Genomic DNA, 18,560 nt, shown 5'->3' with positions numbered 1-18,560 from the left:
TGCCCATCGCCCGCTTGCGGCCGCCGCGGCGGCGCACGACCAGCTTCTCCTCGCGATAGATGCGGAACAGCCGCTTGTGATTGACCATATGGCCTTCTCGCCGCAGCAGTACGTGCAGGCGCCGATATCCGAAGCGCCGTCGCTCATGAGCAATGGCCTTCATCCGCTCACGCAGCACCGCATCATCGACCCTGATGGTCTGGTAGCGCATCGTCATCCTGCAGCATCCCAGCACCTGGCACGCCCGCCGCTCGCTCATTCCAAACACCGTCTGGAGATGGGCGACAGCATCCCGCTCAACGGCGGGCGTTACCATTTTTTTCCGAGCAGGTCTTTCAACGCCGAGTTGTCCAGCATCGCATCGGCCAGCAGCCGCTTGAGCTTGGCATTCTCATCCTCGAGCGCCCTAAGCTTGCGAGCCTCGCTAACGTCCATGCCGCCATACTTGGCTTTCCATTTGTACACGCTGGCGTTGCTCACACCATGCTTGCGGCACAGATCGGCGACTGGAACACCCGCCTCGTGCTCTTTTAAAATCCCGATGATCTGGTCTTCGGTAAACCTGCTGCGCTTCATCTCTGGTCCTTTCTAGGGGCCAGAGCCTACTTCAAACTGGATTAGAGGCCGGGGGCAACGTCACCCAACCTGAAGAGTGCCGGATGGATTGGCACAGTCCGTGTCGATGCCAGGGTTTTCAGTCCGCGGTTGTCGTTCTCCTTCACAATGAAGTGGGGTACATCCGCATCAAGCATGACCTCCGCAACCTGCATCGCAGCGATCTCTTCCCGACGTGCGCCGGAATAAAGACTTCTGCCTGCTCTGGTGTCATTCCACCCTCACGCATTACTGTAAACGCGCGATCGCTTTCGATCGCCAGCAGAAAGCATAGGCGACGGGCAACCCTTTCGTCTTTGGTGCCGAGACTGAATTCCACGGACATTTTGGCCGGGCTTGGTAGGCGCCGGCGCCAGTAGAAAATGGCGCCGCGGCGGATGCAGAACGGCAGGCGGGTACCCATGCTGACCTCGTTTTGAGTCGGCGTGTGGGATCATGTGTGGGAGTTTGTGTGAAAGTTTCACACAACCCACAAATTACCGTGCAAATTCAGCAACTTAAGGGGAGTTTGGCTGGGGAACCTGGATTCGAACCAAGATCGACGGAGTCAGAGTCCGCTGTTCTACCGTTGAACTATTCCCCAGCAAGGGAAGCGGCGAGGCCGCTCGGTGGGCCGAACCAGTCGACGCGGGGACTGCATAGACAATGCGGATCGGGATTGCAAGCGCCTCCGACATGGCCCGTGTGCAATGCGCTGCCATTGCGCTTGCCAGCCCCTTGCACTAGCGTGGTTTTTGACACGCAATGAACAGTGTGATCGGGCGCTGCCGGCTCTGCCGGTTGGGCGACCGCGCACGACAGGAGACTATAGTGACCGATTCCGATCGGTCCGCCGCCGCAGCCTCGTTGGTCGAGGATGAGGCGATCCGTGCCCCTTCCAGTCCTGAACTGGGGGAGAGGGCGGGGGATGATGCGCCCCCACCTCGAGCGGACAAGCGGACAGCTGCCGCTCCGAATCCGCGCCGCCATCGCGGGCCCATTTATGCCGCGCTGGACCTTGGCACCAACAATTGCCGGCTGCTGATCGCCCGTCCACACGACCACGGCTTCCGCGTGCTCGATGGCTTTACCCGTATCGTCCGGCTGGGCGAGGGCGTCTCGGTCACCGGCCGCCTCGGCGAAGCCGCCATGGAACGCACCATGGAGGCGCTCCGCCAGTGCCGCAACAAGCTGCGCGAGCACCAGCCGACCCGCATGCGGCTGATCGCTACCGAAGCCTGTCGTGCTGCGGAGAATGGCCCCGCCTTTCTCGCACGCGTCAAAGCCGAAATCGGCCTGGACCTCGAAATCGTTGATCGCCGCACCGAGGCTGAGCTGGCCGTCACCGGTTGCGCCGACCTGATCGAAGCAACGGCTGCCGGCGCGCTGATGTTCGATATCGGCGGTGGCTCGTCCGAACTGGCATGGCTGGATTTCCGCGGTGGCCGTCCTAAATCTCAGGGCCGCATGCCGGCTGCCATCCGCTCCTGGCAGTCGCTGCCGGTGGGCGTAGTGTCCATCGCCGAAAAATTCGGCGGCATTGACGTGACGCATGAAGTGTTCGAGGCCATGGTTTCCCATGTTGCCGAGCACCTCAAGCAGTTCCGCGGCCGCGAAAAACTGCGCCAGATGATCGGCAATCACCCAGTGCATCTGATCGGCACGTCGGGCACCGTGACCACGCTGGCTGGCTTGCATCTTGGTCTCGAACGCTATGAGCGCCAGAAGGTCGATGGCTTGTGGATGAAGCGCGGCGAGGTCGACGAGACCATGAAGGTGCTGCTGGCCATGCCGTTCGATCGTCGCGTGGCGCATCCTTGCATTGGCCGTGACCGCGCCGATCTGGTACTGCCGGGTTGCGCTATTTTCGAGGCTATCCGCCGCGAGTGGCCGACTGAACGCGTGCGTGTGGCCGACCGCGGCCTGCGTGAAGGTATTTTGATTTCGCTGATGGATGCTGACAAGGTCCACAGCCGCGCGTCGCGCTATCCGAGGAAAAACGGCAATGGTTGATAAAGCTCTCGGAACCGGCGGGCGAAAGTCCGACAAGGACCTCAAAATCCGCGTCAAGACGGCCAAGGGGCGCAAGGTCAGCTCGACCAAGTGGCTCGAACGCCAGCTCAATGACCCCTATGTGGCCCGCGCCCGCGCCGAAGGCTATCGCTCGCGCGCCGCCTTCAAGATTCGCGAGATGGACGAGAAGTACAAGCTGTTCCGCCAGGGCATGCGCGTCGTCGATCTCGGTTCGGCGCCGGGCGGCTGGGCACAGGTTGCGGCCAAGGCGACCGGCTCGACCGACGCCAATCCGCTGATCGTCGGCATCGACTATCTCGAAATGGACCCGATCCAGGGCGTTATCCTGCTGCAAAAGGATTTCACCGAGGAAGACGCGCCGGCCATGCTGATCGCGGCCATGGGTGGCAAGAAGGCTGATATCGTGATGAGCGACATGGCCTGGCCCACCACCGGCCATCGCCCGACCGACCATTTGCGCATCGTGCAGCTGATCGAGGTTGCGGCGGCCTTTGCGCTCGATGTGCTGTCGCCGGGTGGCGTGTTCGTCGCCAAGGTTTTCCAGGGGGGCACCGAACATGAGCTGCTGCACATGCTCAAGCGCCACTTCAAGACCACGTTCCATGCCAAGCCACGTTCAAGCCGGCAGGATTCCGCCGAAGCCTACCTGATCGCCAAGGGCTTCAAGGGCACCAACGACACGGTTCAGGGCGAAGGCGAATACGACCGCTAGTCTGACCTAAAAATATCCACCGCAGGACTGGCGATCCTAGTGGTCGCCGCCGCCATGCGCGTGGGTCAATTGGTGCCCGGCATTTATGGGAAGCCGCAGGAACATCACTGTCGAGATCAGACACACTGCCGATAGTACCATAAAGGCGAAGTGGAAATCGGCCAGCACAAGCTCGCCGCCGCGGAGTGCCGTGCTCGCCTCCAGCATGCCCCCGCCCAAGGCCACGCCGAGCGCTATCGACATTTGCGTCGAGACTTGACCGATCACATTGGCCTGGCCCGCGTCCTTGTCGTCTATGTCGGCAAACACGAAGGCATTGCTGCCGGTCCAGAAGATGGATTGCCAGAACCCCACGAACACCAGGATGCCTATGATCAGCGCCACGGCCGTTTCGGGCGTGAACAGCCCCATGGCAAGCAAGCCGCCGGCAGATATCGCCGTCGAGATCGACAGCGACAATCGGAAGCCGATGCGCACGAAAATTGCATTGGCGACAAACTTGGCGATGATCGCACCAACCGCGCTGGCAAAGGTTATCATCCCCGATTCGAATGGCGTATAGCCAAAGCTCAATTGCAGCATCAGCGGAAACAGGAACGGGATGGCACCCTGTCCGAGCCGGAAGAATGTCCCGGCCACCACCGCGCTCCGAAAGAACGGAAACCGCAGCAACCGTAGGTCGAACAGAGGATTGTCGGTCGATAGCGCGTGCCGCACATAGAGATAGCCCAGCCCGATCCCGACCACCGTGGCAACGACGCCTACCAGAGGCGGCAGCGCCGGGAGGCTGATCACCGAGGTCCCAAAGGCGAATAGCGCCAGCGAGGGCGCCGCTAGCGAAAACCCCTTGAAGTCGATTGGTCGCGGCGCATTTCGGATCATGTCCGGCAGGAAACGGCTGACCAGCGCCATGCCCAGAATGCCGATCGGCACGTTGATCAGGAAAATCCAGTGCCACGAGAAATACGTGGTGAGGAAGCCGCCGAACGGCGGACCGACGATAGGACCGATCAGCCCGGGAATGGTTAGCCACGCCATGGCATTGACCAAATCATGCCGCGGCGTCGAGCGCACCAGAACCAGTCGCGCTACCGGCGTCATCAAAGCGCCCCCCATGCCCTGCAGGAACCGCGCGCCGACAAACGCCAGCAGCGAGTTGGAAAAGGCGCATGCGATGGACCCTAGTACGAACACCAGCATTGCAACCCTGAACACGTTGCGTGCCCCAAAGCGGTCGGCCATCCAGCTCGAAATTGGGATGAAGATGGCCAGTGCGACCAGATACGCAGTGAGCGCCAGCTTCAGCGAAATCGGGTCGGTCCCAATATCGGCGGCGATCGTCGCTAGCGAGGTGGCGATCACCGTGGAGTCCATGTTTTCCATGAACAGCGCCGTCGCGAGAATGAGCGGGGTAATACGAGACACCGCTCACTCCTTCTCGATGGCGGCGCGCTTGTGCCCCGAAACATTGCTGCCGGCGTCGGGCGGCAGGCGCCAATAGATGAAGCTGGCCATGGTGCTCAGCCCGCCGACCACGAAAAAAGCGATCTGGAAGTCCAACAGCGCCAGCTCGCTACCGCGCAATCGAGTGCTCATTTCGAGAATGCCGCCGGCAACGGCCACGCCAAACGCCACGCTGAGCTGCTGGCATACCGCGACGATGGCTGTGGCCTGGCTGGCCTCGTCGTCATCCACGTCGGCATAGCCGATGGCATTGGAGCCGGTAAAAAACACCGAGCGCAGCACGCCGCCAAGCAGCAGAACCGCCATCATCAGCACGGCAGGCGTCGCTGCGGTAAACAGGCCCTGCACGGCGATCAAAACGCCGCCGAAGAAGCCTGCGAAGGCCAACGTGCGCGGAAAGCCGAACCAGGCATAAACCCGCTCGGCGATGAACTTGCTGGCAATGGCGCCCAGTGCCGAAATGAAGGTGATGGCGCCGGACTGGAATGGGGTCAGCCCAAACCCCAGCTGCAGCATGAGCGGCAGCAGAAACGGCACCGCGCCCACGCCGATGCGGAACAGGGATCCGCCCGTGATCGACGAGCGAAACAGCTTGTGCCGGAACAGCGCCGGGTCGAGCAGCGGAAACTTCGTCCGCCGCGCATGCATCAGATACAGCAAGCCGGAGGTCACGCCTACGGACAGCGTAAGGTATCCATAGATCAACGGCAGGGCAGGCAGGCTGACAACCGACAGGCCGAACACCGTGCCAGAAAAGGCTACGCCGGCCAGAACGAATCCAACTATGTCGATCGGTCGCGGATTACGCGCGTCTGGGACATTGAGGAAGATGCCGGCGAGGATTATGCCGGCAATGCCAATCGGAATGTTGATCCAGAAAATCCAGTGCCAGCTCAGATAGGTGGTGAGAAAGCCACCGATCAGCGGCCCGGTGAGCGGGCCAATCAACGCTGGCACCGTCAACCAGGCCATTGCCGACACTAGCTCGTTGCGCGGCGTTGAACGTACCAGCAACAAACGTCCCACTGGCGTCATCATCGAACTGCCGATGCCCTGGAAAAACCGCGAGATCACGAAGGTTTCGAGCGAATACGAGAATGAGCATGCCAGCGAGCCCAGCATGAAAACGAAGATGGCCAGCCGGAAGATGTTCTTGGCGCCAAAGCGGTCGGCCATCCAGCCGCTGATCGGGATGAAAATGGCCAGCGCCACGAAGTAGGCCGTCAGCGCCAGCTTCAGCGCAATCGGCTCGGTGCCGATATCAGCTGCAATGGCGGGCAGGGAGGTCGCTATAACGGTCGAGTCCATCTGTTCCATGAACAGGGCGACCGCCAGGATAAGGGGTATAACGCGGATCAAGTGCGGACCGGGGGAACGAGTCGGAGGGCCGCGAGCGCGACACCCGAACTATGAACCCTGTTTCCGCTCATGCAAAGGCGGATGGGACAACTTTCGTTCGCACGGAACGGCAGAAGCGCGCCGCAGCGGCCAAACCTGGACTCATTACCATCGACGCCACGACTTGGGTAGGGGCCGGCGCGCAAGCCTGCCGGGCAGGGCGCGCGCCATGCGCACCCCTTTGCAAAGCCCGATGCCGGTGATATTGACCCTCGCCAACCTGAGCCCGCCGATACCGATCGTCCGGTTCACACTCCAACATTTCTGATTGTATCAGAAGGCAGGAAGGTCTGGCCTTGGCAAAGATTATTAGCACCGCAACCGGCGACTACGCGCTCACCTTTGACGACGTGCTGCTGCAGCCGGCGCGCTCCGATGTCCTGCCGGGTGAAACCGACATTTCCACTTATGTCACCAAGGACATAGCGCTCAATCTTCCCATTCTGTCGTCGGCCATGGATACTGTCACCGAAAGTGCCATGGCCATTGCCATGGCACAGGCCGGCGGCCTCGGCGTCATCCATAAGAACCTCACCGCGCTCGAACAGGCCGAGCAGGTCCGCATGGTCAAGTCATTTGAAAGCGGCATGGTCATCAATCCCATCACCATCGGCCCCGACGCTACCCTGGCCGATGCCCTGACGCTGATGCAGTCCAACCGCATTTCCGGTATTCCGGTCGTGGAAAATGGCGGCACCGGCGGTCGCGCCATCGGCAAGCTGGTCGGCATTGTCACCAACCGCGACGTGCGCTTCGCCTCCCATCCGGCCCAGCCGATCCGCGAGCTGATGACCCACCAAAACCTCGTCACCGTGCGCGATGGCGTGTCCAAGGACGAAGCCAAGGTGCTGCTGCACAAGCACCGCATCGAAAAGCTGCTGGTGATCGACGCCGACGGCCGCTGCACTGGCCTGATCACCGTCAAGGACATCGAAAAGGCGCAGCTCAATCCCAACGCCGTCAAGGATGAACAGGGCCGCCTGCGCGTCGCTGCCGCCTCCACCGTCGGGGATGCAGGCTTCGAGCGCTCGATGGCGCTGATCGATGCGGGCGTCGATCTGCTGGTCATCGACACCGCCCATGGCCATTCGGTGCGCGTTGCCGAGGCCGTCGAGCGCATCAAGCGCGAGAGCAATTCCACCCGCATCGTCGCCGGCAATGTCGCCACGGCCGAAGGCACCAAGGCGTTGATCGATGCCGGCGCCGACTCGGTCAAGGTCGGTATCGGCCCCGGCTCAATTTGCACCACGCGCATTGTTGCCGGCGTTGGCGTTCCCCAGCTCGCCGCCGTCATGGCATGCGCCGAAGAGGGAGCCCGTCAGGGCGTTCCTGTCATCGCCGATGGCGGCATCAAATTCTCGGGCGACATGGCCAAGGCCCTAGCGGGCGGCGCGTCCTGCGTCATGGTCGGCTCGCTGCTGGCCGGCACCGATGAAGCCCCCGGCGAAGTTTATCTCCACCAGGGCCGCTCCTACAAATCCTACCGCGGCATGGGCTCGGTCGGCGCCATGGGCAATGGCTCAGCCGATCGCTACTTCCAGCAGGACGTCCGCGATCAGATGAAACTGGTCCCCGAAGGCATCGAAGGCCAGGTGCCCTACAAGGGCGCTGCCGGTGCCGTGCTGCACCAGCTCGCCGGCGGTCTTCGCGCCTCCATGGGCTACACCGGCGCCCACAACCTCAAAGACTTCCGCGACAACTCAGTGTTCGTTAAAATCTCCGGCGCCGCCCTCAGCGAAAGCCACGTCCACGACGTGGCAATCACGCGCGAAGCCCCGAACTACCGCAGCGGGCGATAGAGAAGTCTTCCCTCTCCCTTTGGGAGAGGGATGCCCTTGCGACTCCGCCGGCAGCATTGACGGCCTAAATCGACAATGGCTTTAGCCGGAGGGGTCGAGCCCTCCTTGCTATCCGATGGAATAGTGTCTTCCAAACCGGCAGGCCTGTTACAAACCAGATGAGTGACAGCCCAGCAATTGATACGTAGCCGTCAATTGCATAGTGCCATCCCAGGTACACCGATCCCACTTGGATGATGACCACATAGGCCCAGGCCAGCCACCCCAGCGCTCGGCTTAGATTGAACAACATGCATGCATTCAGCGTCGCTATCGCGAGATGCATTGATGGCATGGCGGAGATACCAGTACCCATGCTTGGTGCATTAAACTGATAGCTCGACAACAGATACTGAGACGACAGCTTCATATAGTCGCCGAATGCGCTGGCATCGATTTTTCTGATGAGTTCGGCGAACCTCGTTGGCTCAACAAAACTCGCGTAAAAAATTGGGCCAACCGAAGCCATTGCGGTGGCTGTGACGGTGCCGAGCAGCAGTATACTCAAGGCCATCGCCCAAAAGTACCGCAGCCGTCGTTGCCGGTCACTATGCAGCGCCATTGCAGCGACAATTCCGAACCACAGAATGAACCACCCGGGCCCGTACAGCCAGGCGATCGGATATTCCGCATAGCTCGGCAAGAATGAATACAACGCCAAACCCGGCTTGCCTCTATGTATCCAGCGGTCAATGTCTGCCAGCACTGGATCAGCCCAGAACGGCATGATCTTGGGGATATGGATCTTCAAGGTGGTGAAGGCGGCCAAGCCTGCGCAAAATATTCCTGCAATAAAAGCCACCCTCACGCCGCTGTGCCGCATCACATCTGAAATAAATGACGCTGGCGCCTTCGGACGCATGCACAGTGCTGCTATTGGCAGTCCAATCACGATCACTGCGGGAATAGCAATCAACTGCCATGCATAGTGACCAAGCATGACGAGATAAACGACGGGCTCGGCGGCGGCCGCCACGCAACAATATGCAAAAACGAGAAAAACTAGTGTCGCCGCCGACACGGAAATCTTGAACACACTGCGCCCCCCGGTGCATTGGTGAACCCCGGTATAGCAGCGGCGAATGCGGTATTAGTTAATTCCGACCGTAGTATTAACACATACGAAATTGCAAGAAATTCGCCGATTACTAAAACAGATACTCGATTTCATTGTATAAATTCTGCATTTTCCGCCGAATACGTCACAATGTTTCCATTGGCGCCACGCCCACAGCCCCGCAAAAAAACCCGCGGATCGCTCCGCGGGTTTTTCTCTATCCAAGTCGACGCTTGGTTTTGTCGTTATAGGGATTGACCGTCCCGCCGCGCACCCAAAGCCGGATTGGCGTGCCCTTGATGTCGAAGGCTTCGCGCAATCCGTTGATCAGGTAGCGCTGGTAGGACACCGGCAGCACGTCGGGGCGTGAGGCGAACAGGATAAAGCTTGGCGGCCTGGTCTTGGCCTGCGTCATGTAGCGCAGCTTGAGGCGGCGGCCGGATACCGCGGGAGGCGGATGCCCCTCGACCATGCCGGTCAGCCAGCGGTTGAGGCGGGCGGTCGACACATGCGAGTTCCAGCTGCGCTCGATCTTGAAGATCGCTTCCATCAGCTTGTCGATATTTTTGCCGGTGAGGCCGGAGAGGGTGACCAGCGGAACGCCACGAAGCTGCGGCAGCAGGCGATCGCATTCCTCGCGCAGCATCTTGAGGGTTTCGTTCTTGTCTTCGATCAGGTCCCACTTGTTGACCGCGATGACCAGAGCGCGCCCTTCGCGCTCGACCAGATCGGCCAGCAACAGATCCTGCTTTTCGAATGGAATGGTCGCATCGAGCATCAGCACGACGACTTCGGCATACTGGATCGAGCGCAGGCTGTCGCCCACGGCCATTTTCTCCAGCTTTTCCGTGACGCGCGAGCGACGGCGGATACCGGCGGTATCGACCAGGTTAATCACCCGGCCTTCCCATTCCCACGGCACCAGGATCGAGTCGCGGGTAATGCCGGCTTCGGGGCCGACTAGCACGCGGTCTTCGCCAACCATACGGTTAATCAGCGTCGATTTTCCCGCATTGGGGCGGCCAACGATGGCGACGTTGAGATAGCGGTTGGGATTCCAGCGCAGGGTCGCTTCGTCGCCTTCACCCTCGAGCATGTCCTCGGTGATGTCGATATCGACATCCGGCATCACGTCGAGATCGGCTACCTCCAGCGCTTCGCTCTCGGCGGCCTTGCGGTCGATCGTGGCGGAGACGATGGAATAGAGTTCGGCAAGGCCCAGACCATGCTCGGCGGACAGCGCGATAGCCTCGCCAAAGCCCAGCTTGTAGGCTTCGACCAGGCCCGCTTCCGCCGCGCCGCTCTCGGCCTTGTTGCCGACCAGATGCACGTCCTTGCCAGCCTTGCGCAACACCTGCGCAAAGCGCTGGTCCAGCGGCACCACGCCAGCGCGGGCATCGATCATGAACAGGATGACGTCGGCTTCCCGGATCGCCATTTCGGTCTGCTGGCGCATCCGGTCTTCGAGGCTGCCGTCGGTGACGTCCTCATAGCCGGCGGTATCGAGAATGCGGAACTTCAGGTCGGCAATGCGGCCTTCGGCCTCGCGACGGTCGCGAGTAACGCCGGGCGTATCATCGACCAATGCGATCTTGCGGCCGACAAGGCGATTGAACAGCGTGGATTTGCCGACGTTCGGGCGACCGACAATGGCAACGGTGACGGTCATGCGTTCTGTATCCGATCAGGCGAGAGGCGAGACGACTGCTATTGAGCGGCCGGCGCAGCCTCTGGGGTGGCAGCGGGAGCATCCGCCGCAGGTGTTTCAGGTGCGGGAGCCACGACAGCCGGGGTTTCGGCGGCAGGGGCTTCATCGCTGACAATTTCATCGATGGCGGTCGCAGCAGCGTCTGCCTCGGTAGCAGCTGGCCCGGCGACAATGGCGCCCTCCGACAGCAGCTGGGCCAGGTAGTAGCCGATGCGATTGCGTGTGCTGCTTTGCACCATCGGATCGTTGATCACGGCCTCGAAGCTTGCCTTGGCAGCTGCAAAGTCGCCGGCCTTGTATTGGGCCAGACCAAGCGCCTCGCGCGCGGCATTCCGCAACGGGCTGCCTTCGGCGGCAATGCTGCCGACGCGCGATTCCACGTCGGCCAGCGTGCCGGCATCGACCATCAGCGTGCCGCCCAGCACCAGCGCGAGTTCGCGCAGGCGGGTGTTGGAAAGCGTATTGGACAGCGTGTCATAGGCGGCTACGGCTCCGGCAACGTTGCCTTCCTTGGCCAGCACGCCCGCCTTGCGGAACTGCGCTAGCAGGGGATAGCTGCCCGAGCCGTCGGCGATCAGCGTATCGAGCTGGGTTTGTGCCCCGGCAAGGTCGCCGCCATCGATCAGCGCGAACGATGCATAAAGCTCATCCGACGACTGCGAGGCGTTGTTGGCGTGATACCAGGTCCAGCCTTCATTGAGGGCGACGATTGCCACCACGCCAACGGCAGCGCCGATCACAACCGGCGCAAAACGCCGCCACAGCGCGCGCATACGATCGCTGCGCAACTCCTCATCGACTTCACGAAAAATATTGTCTTCGGACATGGCCTGCCTAAGGTCATCACTTCAATTCGGGCGCACGTTTAGCATGGCTCCCGGCGAAAGCAAATGCACGCGGCAAACCGGCTGTTTGCAAGCCGGTTTGCCATCGTCACTGCTAGATAAATCTGCCGAGATGCGCCGACCGGCCGCTCATTCCCACTCGATGGTACCCGGCGGCTTGCTCGTGACATCGTAGACGACGCGGTTGATGCCGCGGACTTCGTTGATGATGCGGGTAGCGGTCTTGCCGAGGAAGTTCATGTCGAACTGGTAGAAATCCGCGGTCATGCCATCGACTGAAGTGACGGCGCGCAGGGCGCAGACGAACTCGTAGGTGCGGCCATCGCCCATCACGCCGACGGTCTGCACCGGCAACAACACTGCGAAGGCCTGCCAGATTTTGTCATACTGGCCCGACTTGCGGATTTCATCGAGATAGATCGCATCGGCCTGGCGCAGGATTTCCAGCTTTTCCGGCGTGATGCCGCCCGGGCAGCGAATGGCAAGGCCTGGGCCGGGGAAGGGGTGGCGGCCGATGAAGCTCTCGGGCAGGCCAAGCTCGCGGCCCAGCGCCCGCACTTCGTCCTTGAACAACTCGCGCAGCGGCTCGACGAGCTGCATGTTCATGCGCTCGGGTAGGCCGCCCACATTGTGATGGCTCTTGATGGTGACCGAAGGCCCGCCGGTAAACGAGACGGATTCGATGACGTCGGGATAAAGCGTACCCTGCGCCAGGAACTGTGCCCCGCCGAGCTTCCTGGCCTCTTCCTCGAAGGTCTCGATAAACAGCCGGCCGATGATCTTGCGCTTGGTCTCGGGATCGGACTGACCCTCGAGTTCGCGCAGGAACACCCTTGAGGCGTCTACATGCACCAGCGGGATATTATAGGTGTCGCGGAACATGGTGAGGACCTGCTCGGTCTCATTCAGCCGCATCAATCCATGATCGACATAGATGCAGGTGAGCTGGTCGCCGATCGCCTCGTGGATCAGCACCGCCGCCACCGACGAATCGACGCCGCCGGAAAGCCCGCAGATCACCTTGCCGGTGCCGACCTGCGTCCGGATTTTCTCGACCATTTTCTGGCGATAGGCCAGCATGTTCCAGTCGGACTTGAGGCCGACGATGTTATGCACGAAATTGGCCAGCAGCTTGCCGCCATCGGGGGTATGCACCACTTCAGGGTGGAACATGGTGGTGTAGCGCTTTTTTGCTTCATCGCCGGCGATGGCGAAGGGCGCATTGGGCGAAGTTGCCATCACCTTGAAGCCCTCGGGCAGCTCGGTGACGCGGTCGCCGTGGCTCATCCACACCGGGTACCTTCCGCCGACTTCCCAAATGCCGTCATACAGCGCGCTCGGCTCCAGCACTTCAATATCGGCACGGCCAAACTCGCGGTGGTGACCGCCTTCTACCTTGCCGCCGAGCTGCAGGCAGAAAGTCTGCTGCCCGTAGCAGATGGCCAGAATGGGAAGTCCGGAATCGATGATCGACTGCGGTGCGCGGGGGCTGCCTTCATCGGTGACGGAGGCCGGTCCGCCCGAAAAGATCACGCCCTTCGGCTGCAGCGCCGCAAAAGCTTCAGCCGCTTTGTTGAAGGGGTGAATTTCACAATAGACACCCGTTTCGCGCACGCGGCGCGCGATCAACTGGGTGACCTGCGAACCGAAGTCCACGATGAGGATGGCGTCGGGGGCGGCAGTCTCTGGGGTTTGCATGGCGACGCCATATCGCCGTAGCGAAGATTCCGCAAGGGTAGGCGGCGCAAACCAGGATTGCAGCGGGTCGCAGTTCCGGCTTGACCGCAACGAAAGCATGCGCCACGCGTTGCGCCGCAAACCCACGCAGGATTTTCAATTGACTCAACAGCGACTGCTTGGCGCCGATTTCCTGCGCGCCGCCGCCTGCTTGCTGGTGCTGATGCACCATCTGTCGTTTCGCATGGATATGGGCAATGTGCCCGATTGGGCCGCCGGCACCATGCGCTTCCTCGTCATGGGCAGCTTCGGCGTTTCAGTATTCTTTGTGCTCAGCGGTTTCCTGCTGGCACGGCCATTCTGGTTGGCGCTGGACAAGGGCGCGCCGATGCCATCGCTGCGCATCTTCGCTCTGCGCCGCGCCGCGCGCATCCTGCCCGGCTTCTGGCTGGCGCTCATTTTAAGCTTCGTACTCAGCGTTACAGTCAGCGGTTCGGCGCTCGATGGTGAGCATGTCATCCGCGCGATTGCGGGCTTTTTCCTGGTCAGCGACTGGCATTGGCTGACGCTGTTTCCGGTTGATAACAACGGCCCGCTCTGGTCCATCGGCTTCGAGATGACCTCCTACCTCCTGTTGCCCTTCTGCCTCGCCATTCTGTTTGCCCTGAGCCTGCGGGGCTGGGCCGCCCGTTTTGCCTGGCTCGGCATCATCGCCCTGGTGCTGTTGCTGCACGCCATGGTGGTCCAATGGGCGCCCATTGATGACGTCGATCGCGGCTGGAACCATGGCCTGACTGGCGGCGCCAAGGCCTGGATGCCGCGCTTCAACCCGGTTGGCTTCTTTGCGATCTTCGCCCTAGGCGCTTTGGCCGCCGGCATTCAGGTCAAGCTGACCGATATGCGCCATTGGCTGTTCGACGGTATCGGCCTCCTGGCAGTTGCAGCCGCCGCCTGGGTCATGGCTGTCCATATTGGCGGTCTCAATGAGGGTTTCGGCCTGCTCGGCATTCCATACGGCTATCCGTGGATGCCGTTGGCCATTTGCGTCGCGTTGGTGGCTTTGCCCTCGTCACGCCTTGCCGGTCGCCTGCTGGACAACCGCCTGTCCCGCTTCATCGCCGAAATCTCCTTCGGCATCTATATCTGGCATTTCCTGGTCATCGGCCTGATGGCCCGCCTCGTGCCGCCCGCCTTCCAGACCGGTGGAGAGACTGGCTGGAGCATCTGGATATGGTCCAGCGCCATTGCGATAGCGATCAGCTTAGCCGTAGCTACGCTCAGCTTCTATTTGCTCGAACGTCCCATGGTGCGCTGGGCACGCGGGCTCGAAAGCCGGCCCCAGCCCGCCGTCGTACCGGCCTAGTTCAATATCGCAATCGACAGGTTGAGCAGCGTCGCGAAGCTAACCCAAGCCAGATAGGGTACGAACAGCCACGCGGCGATGTGGTCTAGCTTCCGCGCCGAGACGATGAAGGCGATGATCAGCACCAAAATGCAAACGATCACCGCAAAAGCCGGCCACAGCATCTGCCCGATGAACCAGATTGGCGACCAGGCCCAGTTGAGCGCCATCTGGCCGAACCAGATCTTCATGGTGGTGCTATTCGGATTGATCATCCAGATGCGCCAGCCCGCAACGGCGATCATCGCATAAAGCGTGAACCAGACCGGTCCGAAGATCCAGTTGGGCGGATTGAACGGCGGTTTGTCGAGGCCAGCATACCACGAGCCCGGCACCGACTGCGTGCCGATCAGTCCGCCGACGGCAATCACGACGACTAGAAATATGCCCAGCGTCAGCCAAGGGCGGGGCGTCTTGTAGTCGGCAAGGGAGGGGATGGTCATGGCGGCTGCTCGCGTGTCAGGAAATTTCTCATTGAACGCCTCACAACCCGCCATGGTTCACTTAATCGATTGCATGAAGGCAGATGATTTTATGCCGCCAGTCGCAACGCGTTCAAGTAAAAGCCGTCCGTCCCAGTTAGCCGCGGCGTCAGCGCTATGCCGCCCTGCGCAGTTTCCAAACCCAGCGGCAATGCCGTGTTGAACGCGACCGACCAGAGCTCGGCGGCGGGAGTGGACGAGAAACCCGGATTGGCTGCGATGAAGGCCGCAACCTGGTCGTCATTCTCCTCGGGCAGGATCGAGCAGGTAATATAGACCACCGTGCCGCCCGGCTTCAGGAAGCGTTGCGCTTCGAGGAGGAGCGCCGCCTGCTCACCGACGCGCTGCGCCAACAGTTCCGGCGTCAGCTTCCACTTGGTATCGGGACGGCGCCGCCAGGTGCCCGTGCCGGTACAGGGCGCGTCGATCACCACGCGGTCCATTTTGCCCACCAGGTCATCCAGCGCATCGGGCTGCGGCGCCCGCACCTGCACATTGCGCGCGCCGTTGCGCTTCAACCTGTCATATATTGGCGCCAGCCGGTTCCGGTCGCTGTCATAGGCAAAAATCTGGCCCTTGTTCATCATCGCCGCTGCCAGCGCCAGCGTCTTGCCACCGGCACCCGCACACAGGTCCAGCACCTGTTCGCCCGGTCTCGCGCCGGCTAGCGCCGCTACGATCTGGCTGCCCTGATCCTGCACCTCGAACCAGCCCTTGAGATAGCCTTCGTCGGACGTGACATTGGGCGTCCGCGCATCGCCCGGCCCTGCGGGCATGGTGACGCCGATCGGCGAGATGGCCGTCTCGGCCGGCGTGAACCGGATTAGCGACTTCATCACCCGCTCGCGGGAGGATTTCAGCGTATTGACCCGCAAATCCAGCGACGGCCGCCCGGCCATGTCCTGCCCTTCGGCGATCCAGTTATCGCCAAAGCCGCGCTGCAGCGATGGGGCCAGCCATTCCGGCACATCCGCCAGCACAAATCCTGCAGTGTCATCCGGCACTTCGCCAACGACGCGCGCCAATTCATCTTCGCTCAACGCGTCGGGCGCATGGCTGTCCGCGCCAAAGCTCGCGCTCAACGCCGCCGGATCTTCGTTCCAGTCCCGCACCGCCACCGCCAGCACCAGAGCACGCGCACTGTCATTGCCCATCAGGGCGGCATGCGACGCCCGGCGACGCAGCGCGTCGTAAACCAGGTTGCCTATAGCTGCGCGATCGCCTGCTCCCGCGAAACGATTGTTGAGCCCCCATGCCTTCAGCGCTTCGGAAATAGGACGCTTACGCGTTTCCACGTCGGTCAACACATCAATGGCGGCAGACAGGCGACCGGGAAGGCGCATCAGATACTCGGGGCTAGAACAATTCGAAGCACGAGCCATACCCACAGAAGGCCCAGCACCACAAGGCCCGCGAAATACGCGCCGAAGCGCCGGAATACGTGATTGGTGGTAACATGCACGCCCGCATGCACATAGCGCAGCACCACAAACAGACCCGAAAGGATCACCTCGACCCACCCGGCGCCGCCGCTCCACAGCGCCAGCATCACACCCACGTAGAACAGCACTGGCAATTGGAACTGGTTGTCGAAGTTGTTGGAAAGCAGCCGCGCCTTGAGCGGATAGGCATCCCGGTCAACGGCAATTTCAGCCATTGCGATCTCGCCGTTTCTTACGCGTGGCACGCGTTCCATGCCCATCCAAACCAAAATGCTCACGGTCAGTAGCGCCTGCGCGGCCAAGGCCAGGATCAGCAGTTTCTCCACCAGTGACATCTTCGAGCTTCCCTTGAACTATTGAAGGACACGCCAAGCGCCTGCGCCGACTCTGAAATAACGCTCCAACGACCATCGCCGCGACAAATTTTCTACACCCATAGCGCTAGCAAGGCCTTTGCCGCTATAATGTTCCAGCTTAAGCGACCCGATGCTGATTGCGGGGCCGCATTCCATGAAAAAACCTTGTACGTAGAAATTTTGATCGTCGTCGTCCTGACCATTGTCAACGGCCTGTTGGCAATGTCGGAATTGGCAGTCGTCTCCGCCCGTCCTGCCCGCCTGCGCAACATGGCCGAACAAGGCAACAAGGGAGCGGCAACGGCGATCCGCCTTGCCGAAGACCCTGGCAAGTTCCTCTCCTCCGTTCAGATTGGCATCACCCTCGTCGGCATCCTGTCCGGCGCGTTCTCGGGCGCTACGCTGGGCTTGCGCCTCACCAACTGGCTGGAGTCGGTCGGCGTAACCGACAATATTGCCGACGTCCTGGGCGTAGGCGTCGTGGTTGTCCTCATCACCTATGTCTCGCTGATTCTGGGCGAGCTGGTTCCCAAACAGATCGCCCTGCGTGATGCGGAAGGCGTCGCTGCCCGCGTCGCCCCTGCAATGAAGCTCATCGCGGCTGTTGGCTCGCCGATAGTCTGGGTGCTCGACGTTTCCGGCAAGCTGGTGCTGCGACTGCTCGGCCAGGCCGGTGAATCCGAGGAGAGGGTCACCGAAGAAGAGGTCAAGACCATCATCGAAGAAGCCACCACGGCTGGTGTATTCGAAAGAGACGAGCATTCGATGATCTCGGGCGTCATGCGTCTTGCAGATCGTTCCGCCCGTGGCTTGATGACGCCGCGTCTCGACGTGGATGTGGTCGACCTGTCCGATGACGGCGATGAAATCCGCCGCACTATCCTGAGCACTCACCGCTCGCGCCTTCTGGTTCAGGACGGCGACGCCGATTCCATCATCGGCGTGGTTGCGATTAAGGATATCATCAGCGTCTTTGCCAATGGCCAGCCGCTCGATGTCCGCAAGTTCGTCCAGCCCGTGCCTGTTGTGATGGAACATGCCGACGCACTCGACGTGGTCCGCGCCATCCGCAATTCAACCGTCCACATGGCGCTGGTGGTCGATGAATACGGCCACTTCGAAGGCATCGTCACCTCGGGCGACATCCTCGAAGTCATCACCGGCGTGTTCCAGGAAGAAACGGGCGATGACCCGGCCCTGGTCAAGCGCGAGGACGGCTCCTACCTCGTCGCCGGCTGGATGCCCGTCGACGAATTCGGCGACAAGCTCAAGATCGCCATTCCACGCGATTCAAAATACGAGACCGTCGCCGGCTACGTCCTGTCCATCATCAATCGTCTGCCCAACGTCGGCGAAACCTTCGAACACAACGGCTGGAAATTCGAAGTCGTAGACCTCGACGGCCGCCGCATCGACAAGGTGCTGATGACTAAGTTGGGGTAGGTGGCCGGCATCTTAGGCCGTGGCTCTCATCACCCCACCCTCAATCCCTCCCCATTCAGGGGAGGGAGGCGCCAGACCAAATGTCCCAGCTCTTTCTCATCCCTCCCC

General features: G+C 61.3%; 15 protein-coding genes, 1 tRNA gene and 1 pseudogene. 5 read left to right on the top strand and 12 right to left on the bottom strand.

Annotated elements, in window-relative coordinates:
• The 3 genes and pseudogenes from WH91_RS22985 to WH91_RS02105 form a co-directional block, all read right to left on the bottom strand.
• Positions 1–576: pseudogene (locus WH91_RS22985) on the bottom strand (transposase); the annotation flags it as partial.
• Positions 577–718: 142 nt separating this feature from the next.
• Complete coding sequence (locus WH91_RS26015) at positions 719–1,018, bottom strand: DUF6538 domain-containing protein (RefSeq protein WP_425285353.1); 300 nt, start codon at positions 1,016–1,018, stop codon at positions 719–721.
• A gap of 106 nt (positions 1,019–1,124) precedes the next feature.
• Positions 1,125–1,198 (bottom strand) — tRNA-Gln (locus WH91_RS02105).
• Positions 1,199–1,425: 227 nt separating this feature from the next.
• On the opposite strand from WH91_RS02105, the gene WH91_RS02100 reads away from it, so the two are divergent.
• Together WH91_RS02100 and WH91_RS02095 are read left to right on the top strand one after the other, a co-directional pair.
• On the top strand, positions 1,426–2,607 hold the full coding sequence (locus WH91_RS02100; protein ID WP_046169353.1) for a Ppx/GppA phosphatase family protein: 1,182 nt from the start codon (positions 1,426–1,428) through the stop codon (positions 2,605–2,607).
• Positions 2,600–3,340, top strand: coding sequence for an RlmE family RNA methyltransferase (locus WH91_RS02095; protein WP_046169352.1), 741 nt, complete (start codon positions 2,600–2,602; stop codon positions 3,338–3,340). Before WH91_RS02100 ends, WH91_RS02095 begins: the two co-directional genes overlap by 8 nt.
• A 36-nt stretch (positions 3,341–3,376) precedes the next feature.
• Here WH91_RS02095 and WH91_RS02090 read toward each other — a convergent pair whose 3' ends face one another.
• Together WH91_RS02090 and WH91_RS02085 are read right to left on the bottom strand one after the other, a co-directional pair.
• Positions 3,377–4,765, bottom strand: coding sequence for an MFS transporter (locus WH91_RS02090; RefSeq protein ID WP_046169351.1), 1,389 nt, complete (start codon positions 4,763–4,765; stop codon positions 3,377–3,379).
• Between the two features lie 3 nt (positions 4,766–4,768).
• Entirely contained in the window at positions 4,769–6,163 is a 1,395-nt protein-coding gene (locus WH91_RS02085) for an MFS transporter (protein WP_074797620.1), read from the bottom strand.
• Between the two features lie 335 nt (positions 6,164–6,498).
• Here WH91_RS02085 and guaB point away from each other — a divergent pair, with 335 nt between their 5' ends.
• A complete protein-coding gene (gene guaB / locus WH91_RS02080; protein WP_046169349.1) occupies positions 6,499–8,001 on the top strand; it encodes an IMP dehydrogenase in 1,503 nt (500 codons plus the stop codon).
• Positions 8,002–8,065: 64 nt separating this feature from the next.
• On the opposite strand, the gene WH91_RS02075 is transcribed toward guaB, so the two are convergent.
• The 4 genes from WH91_RS02075 to guaA form a co-directional block, all read right to left on the bottom strand.
• Positions 8,066–9,076: a phosphatase PAP2 family protein gene (locus WH91_RS02075; RefSeq protein ID WP_074797618.1), complete on the bottom strand. Its 1,011-nt coding sequence runs from the start codon at positions 9,074–9,076 to the stop codon at positions 8,066–8,068.
• Positions 9,077–9,314: 238 nt separating this feature from the next.
• Positions 9,315–10,766 carry a ribosome biogenesis GTPase Der gene (gene der / locus WH91_RS02070; protein ID WP_046169348.1) on the bottom strand — a complete coding sequence of 484 codons (1,452 nt, stop codon included), beginning with the start codon at positions 10,764–10,766 and terminating at the stop codon, positions 9,315–9,317.
• Positions 10,767–10,804: 38 nt separating this feature from the next.
• A complete protein-coding gene (locus WH91_RS02065; RefSeq protein WP_052952531.1) occupies positions 10,805–11,632 on the bottom strand; it encodes a tetratricopeptide repeat protein in 828 nt (275 codons plus the stop codon).
• A gap of 147 nt (positions 11,633–11,779) precedes the next feature.
• Entirely contained in the window at positions 11,780–13,348 is a 1,569-nt protein-coding gene (guaA, locus tag WH91_RS02060; RefSeq protein ID WP_046169347.1) for a glutamine-hydrolyzing GMP synthase, read from the bottom strand.
• Positions 13,349–13,445: 97 nt separating this feature from the next.
• On the opposite strand from guaA, the gene WH91_RS02055 reads away from it, so the two are divergent.
• Entirely contained in the window at positions 13,446–14,690 is a 1,245-nt protein-coding gene (locus tag WH91_RS02055; RefSeq protein ID WP_046169368.1) for an acyltransferase family protein, read from the top strand.
• Here the strand turns inward: WH91_RS02055 and WH91_RS02050 are convergent.
• The 3 genes from WH91_RS02050 to WH91_RS02040 form a co-directional block, all read right to left on the bottom strand.
• The gene (locus tag WH91_RS02050; protein ID WP_046169346.1) at positions 14,687–15,172 is read right to left on the bottom strand and encodes a TspO/MBR family protein; all 486 of its coding nucleotides are present in this window, start codon (positions 15,170–15,172) and stop codon (positions 14,687–14,689) included. The two genes, WH91_RS02055 and WH91_RS02050, sit on opposite strands and share 4 nt — an antisense overlap.
• Before the next feature lie 89 nt (positions 15,173–15,261).
• On the bottom strand, positions 15,262–16,554 hold the full coding sequence (locus WH91_RS02045; protein WP_046169345.1) for an RsmB/NOP family class I SAM-dependent RNA methyltransferase: 1,293 nt from the start codon (positions 16,552–16,554) through the stop codon (positions 15,262–15,264).
• On the bottom strand, positions 16,554–16,979 hold the full coding sequence (locus WH91_RS02040) for an MAPEG family protein (protein WP_158409502.1): 426 nt from the start codon (positions 16,977–16,979) through the stop codon (positions 16,554–16,556). The genes WH91_RS02045 and WH91_RS02040 overlap by 1 nt, the downstream gene beginning before the upstream one ends.
• 210 nt (positions 16,980–17,189) lie before the next feature.
• Here WH91_RS02040 and WH91_RS02035 point away from each other — a divergent pair, with 210 nt between their 5' ends.
• Entirely contained in the window at positions 17,190–18,452 is a 1,263-nt protein-coding gene (locus WH91_RS02035) for a hemolysin family protein (protein WP_046169367.1), read from the top strand.
• The last annotated feature ends 108 nt before the right edge of the window (positions 18,453–18,560 follow it).

The sequence above is a fragment of the Devosia psychrophila genome (assembly GCF_000971275.1).
In the GTDB taxonomy this organism is placed as follows: domain Bacteria; phylum Pseudomonadota; class Alphaproteobacteria; order Rhizobiales; family Devosiaceae; genus Devosia; species Devosia psychrophila.
Note: the sequence above shows the minus strand (reverse complement) of the source record. Positions and strands in the feature narration are given on the sequence as shown.

Bases quoted from the DNA above. Each gene is read 5' to 3' on its own strand.
- WH91_RS26015 (WP_425285353.1), bottom strand. From the start codon at position 1,018: ATGGGTACCCGCCTGCCGTTCTGCATCCGCCGCGGCGCCATTTTCTAC.
- der (WP_046169348.1), bottom strand. From the start codon at position 10,766: ATGACCGTCACCGTTGCCATTGTCGGTCGCCCGAACGTCGGCAAATCC.
- guaA (WP_046169347.1), bottom strand. From the start codon at position 13,348: ATGCAAACCCCAGAGACTGCCGCCCCCGACGCCATCCTCATCGTGGAC.
- WH91_RS02055 (WP_046169368.1), top strand. From the start codon at position 13,446: ATGCGCCACGCGTTGCGCCGCAAACCCACGCAGGATTTTCAATTGACT.
- WH91_RS02065 (WP_052952531.1), bottom strand. From the start codon at position 11,632: ATGTCCGAAGACAATATTTTTCGTGAAGTCGATGAGGAGTTGCGCAGC.
- WH91_RS02050 (WP_046169346.1), bottom strand. From the start codon at position 15,172: ATGACCATCCCCTCCCTTGCCGACTACAAGACGCCCCGCCCTTGGCTG.
- WH91_RS02045 (WP_046169345.1), bottom strand. From the start codon at position 16,554: ATGCGCCTTCCCGGTCGCCTGTCTGCCGCCATTGATGTGTTGACCGAC.
- WH91_RS02095 (WP_046169352.1), top strand. From the start codon at position 2,600: ATGGTTGATAAAGCTCTCGGAACCGGCGGGCGAAAGTCCGACAAGGAC.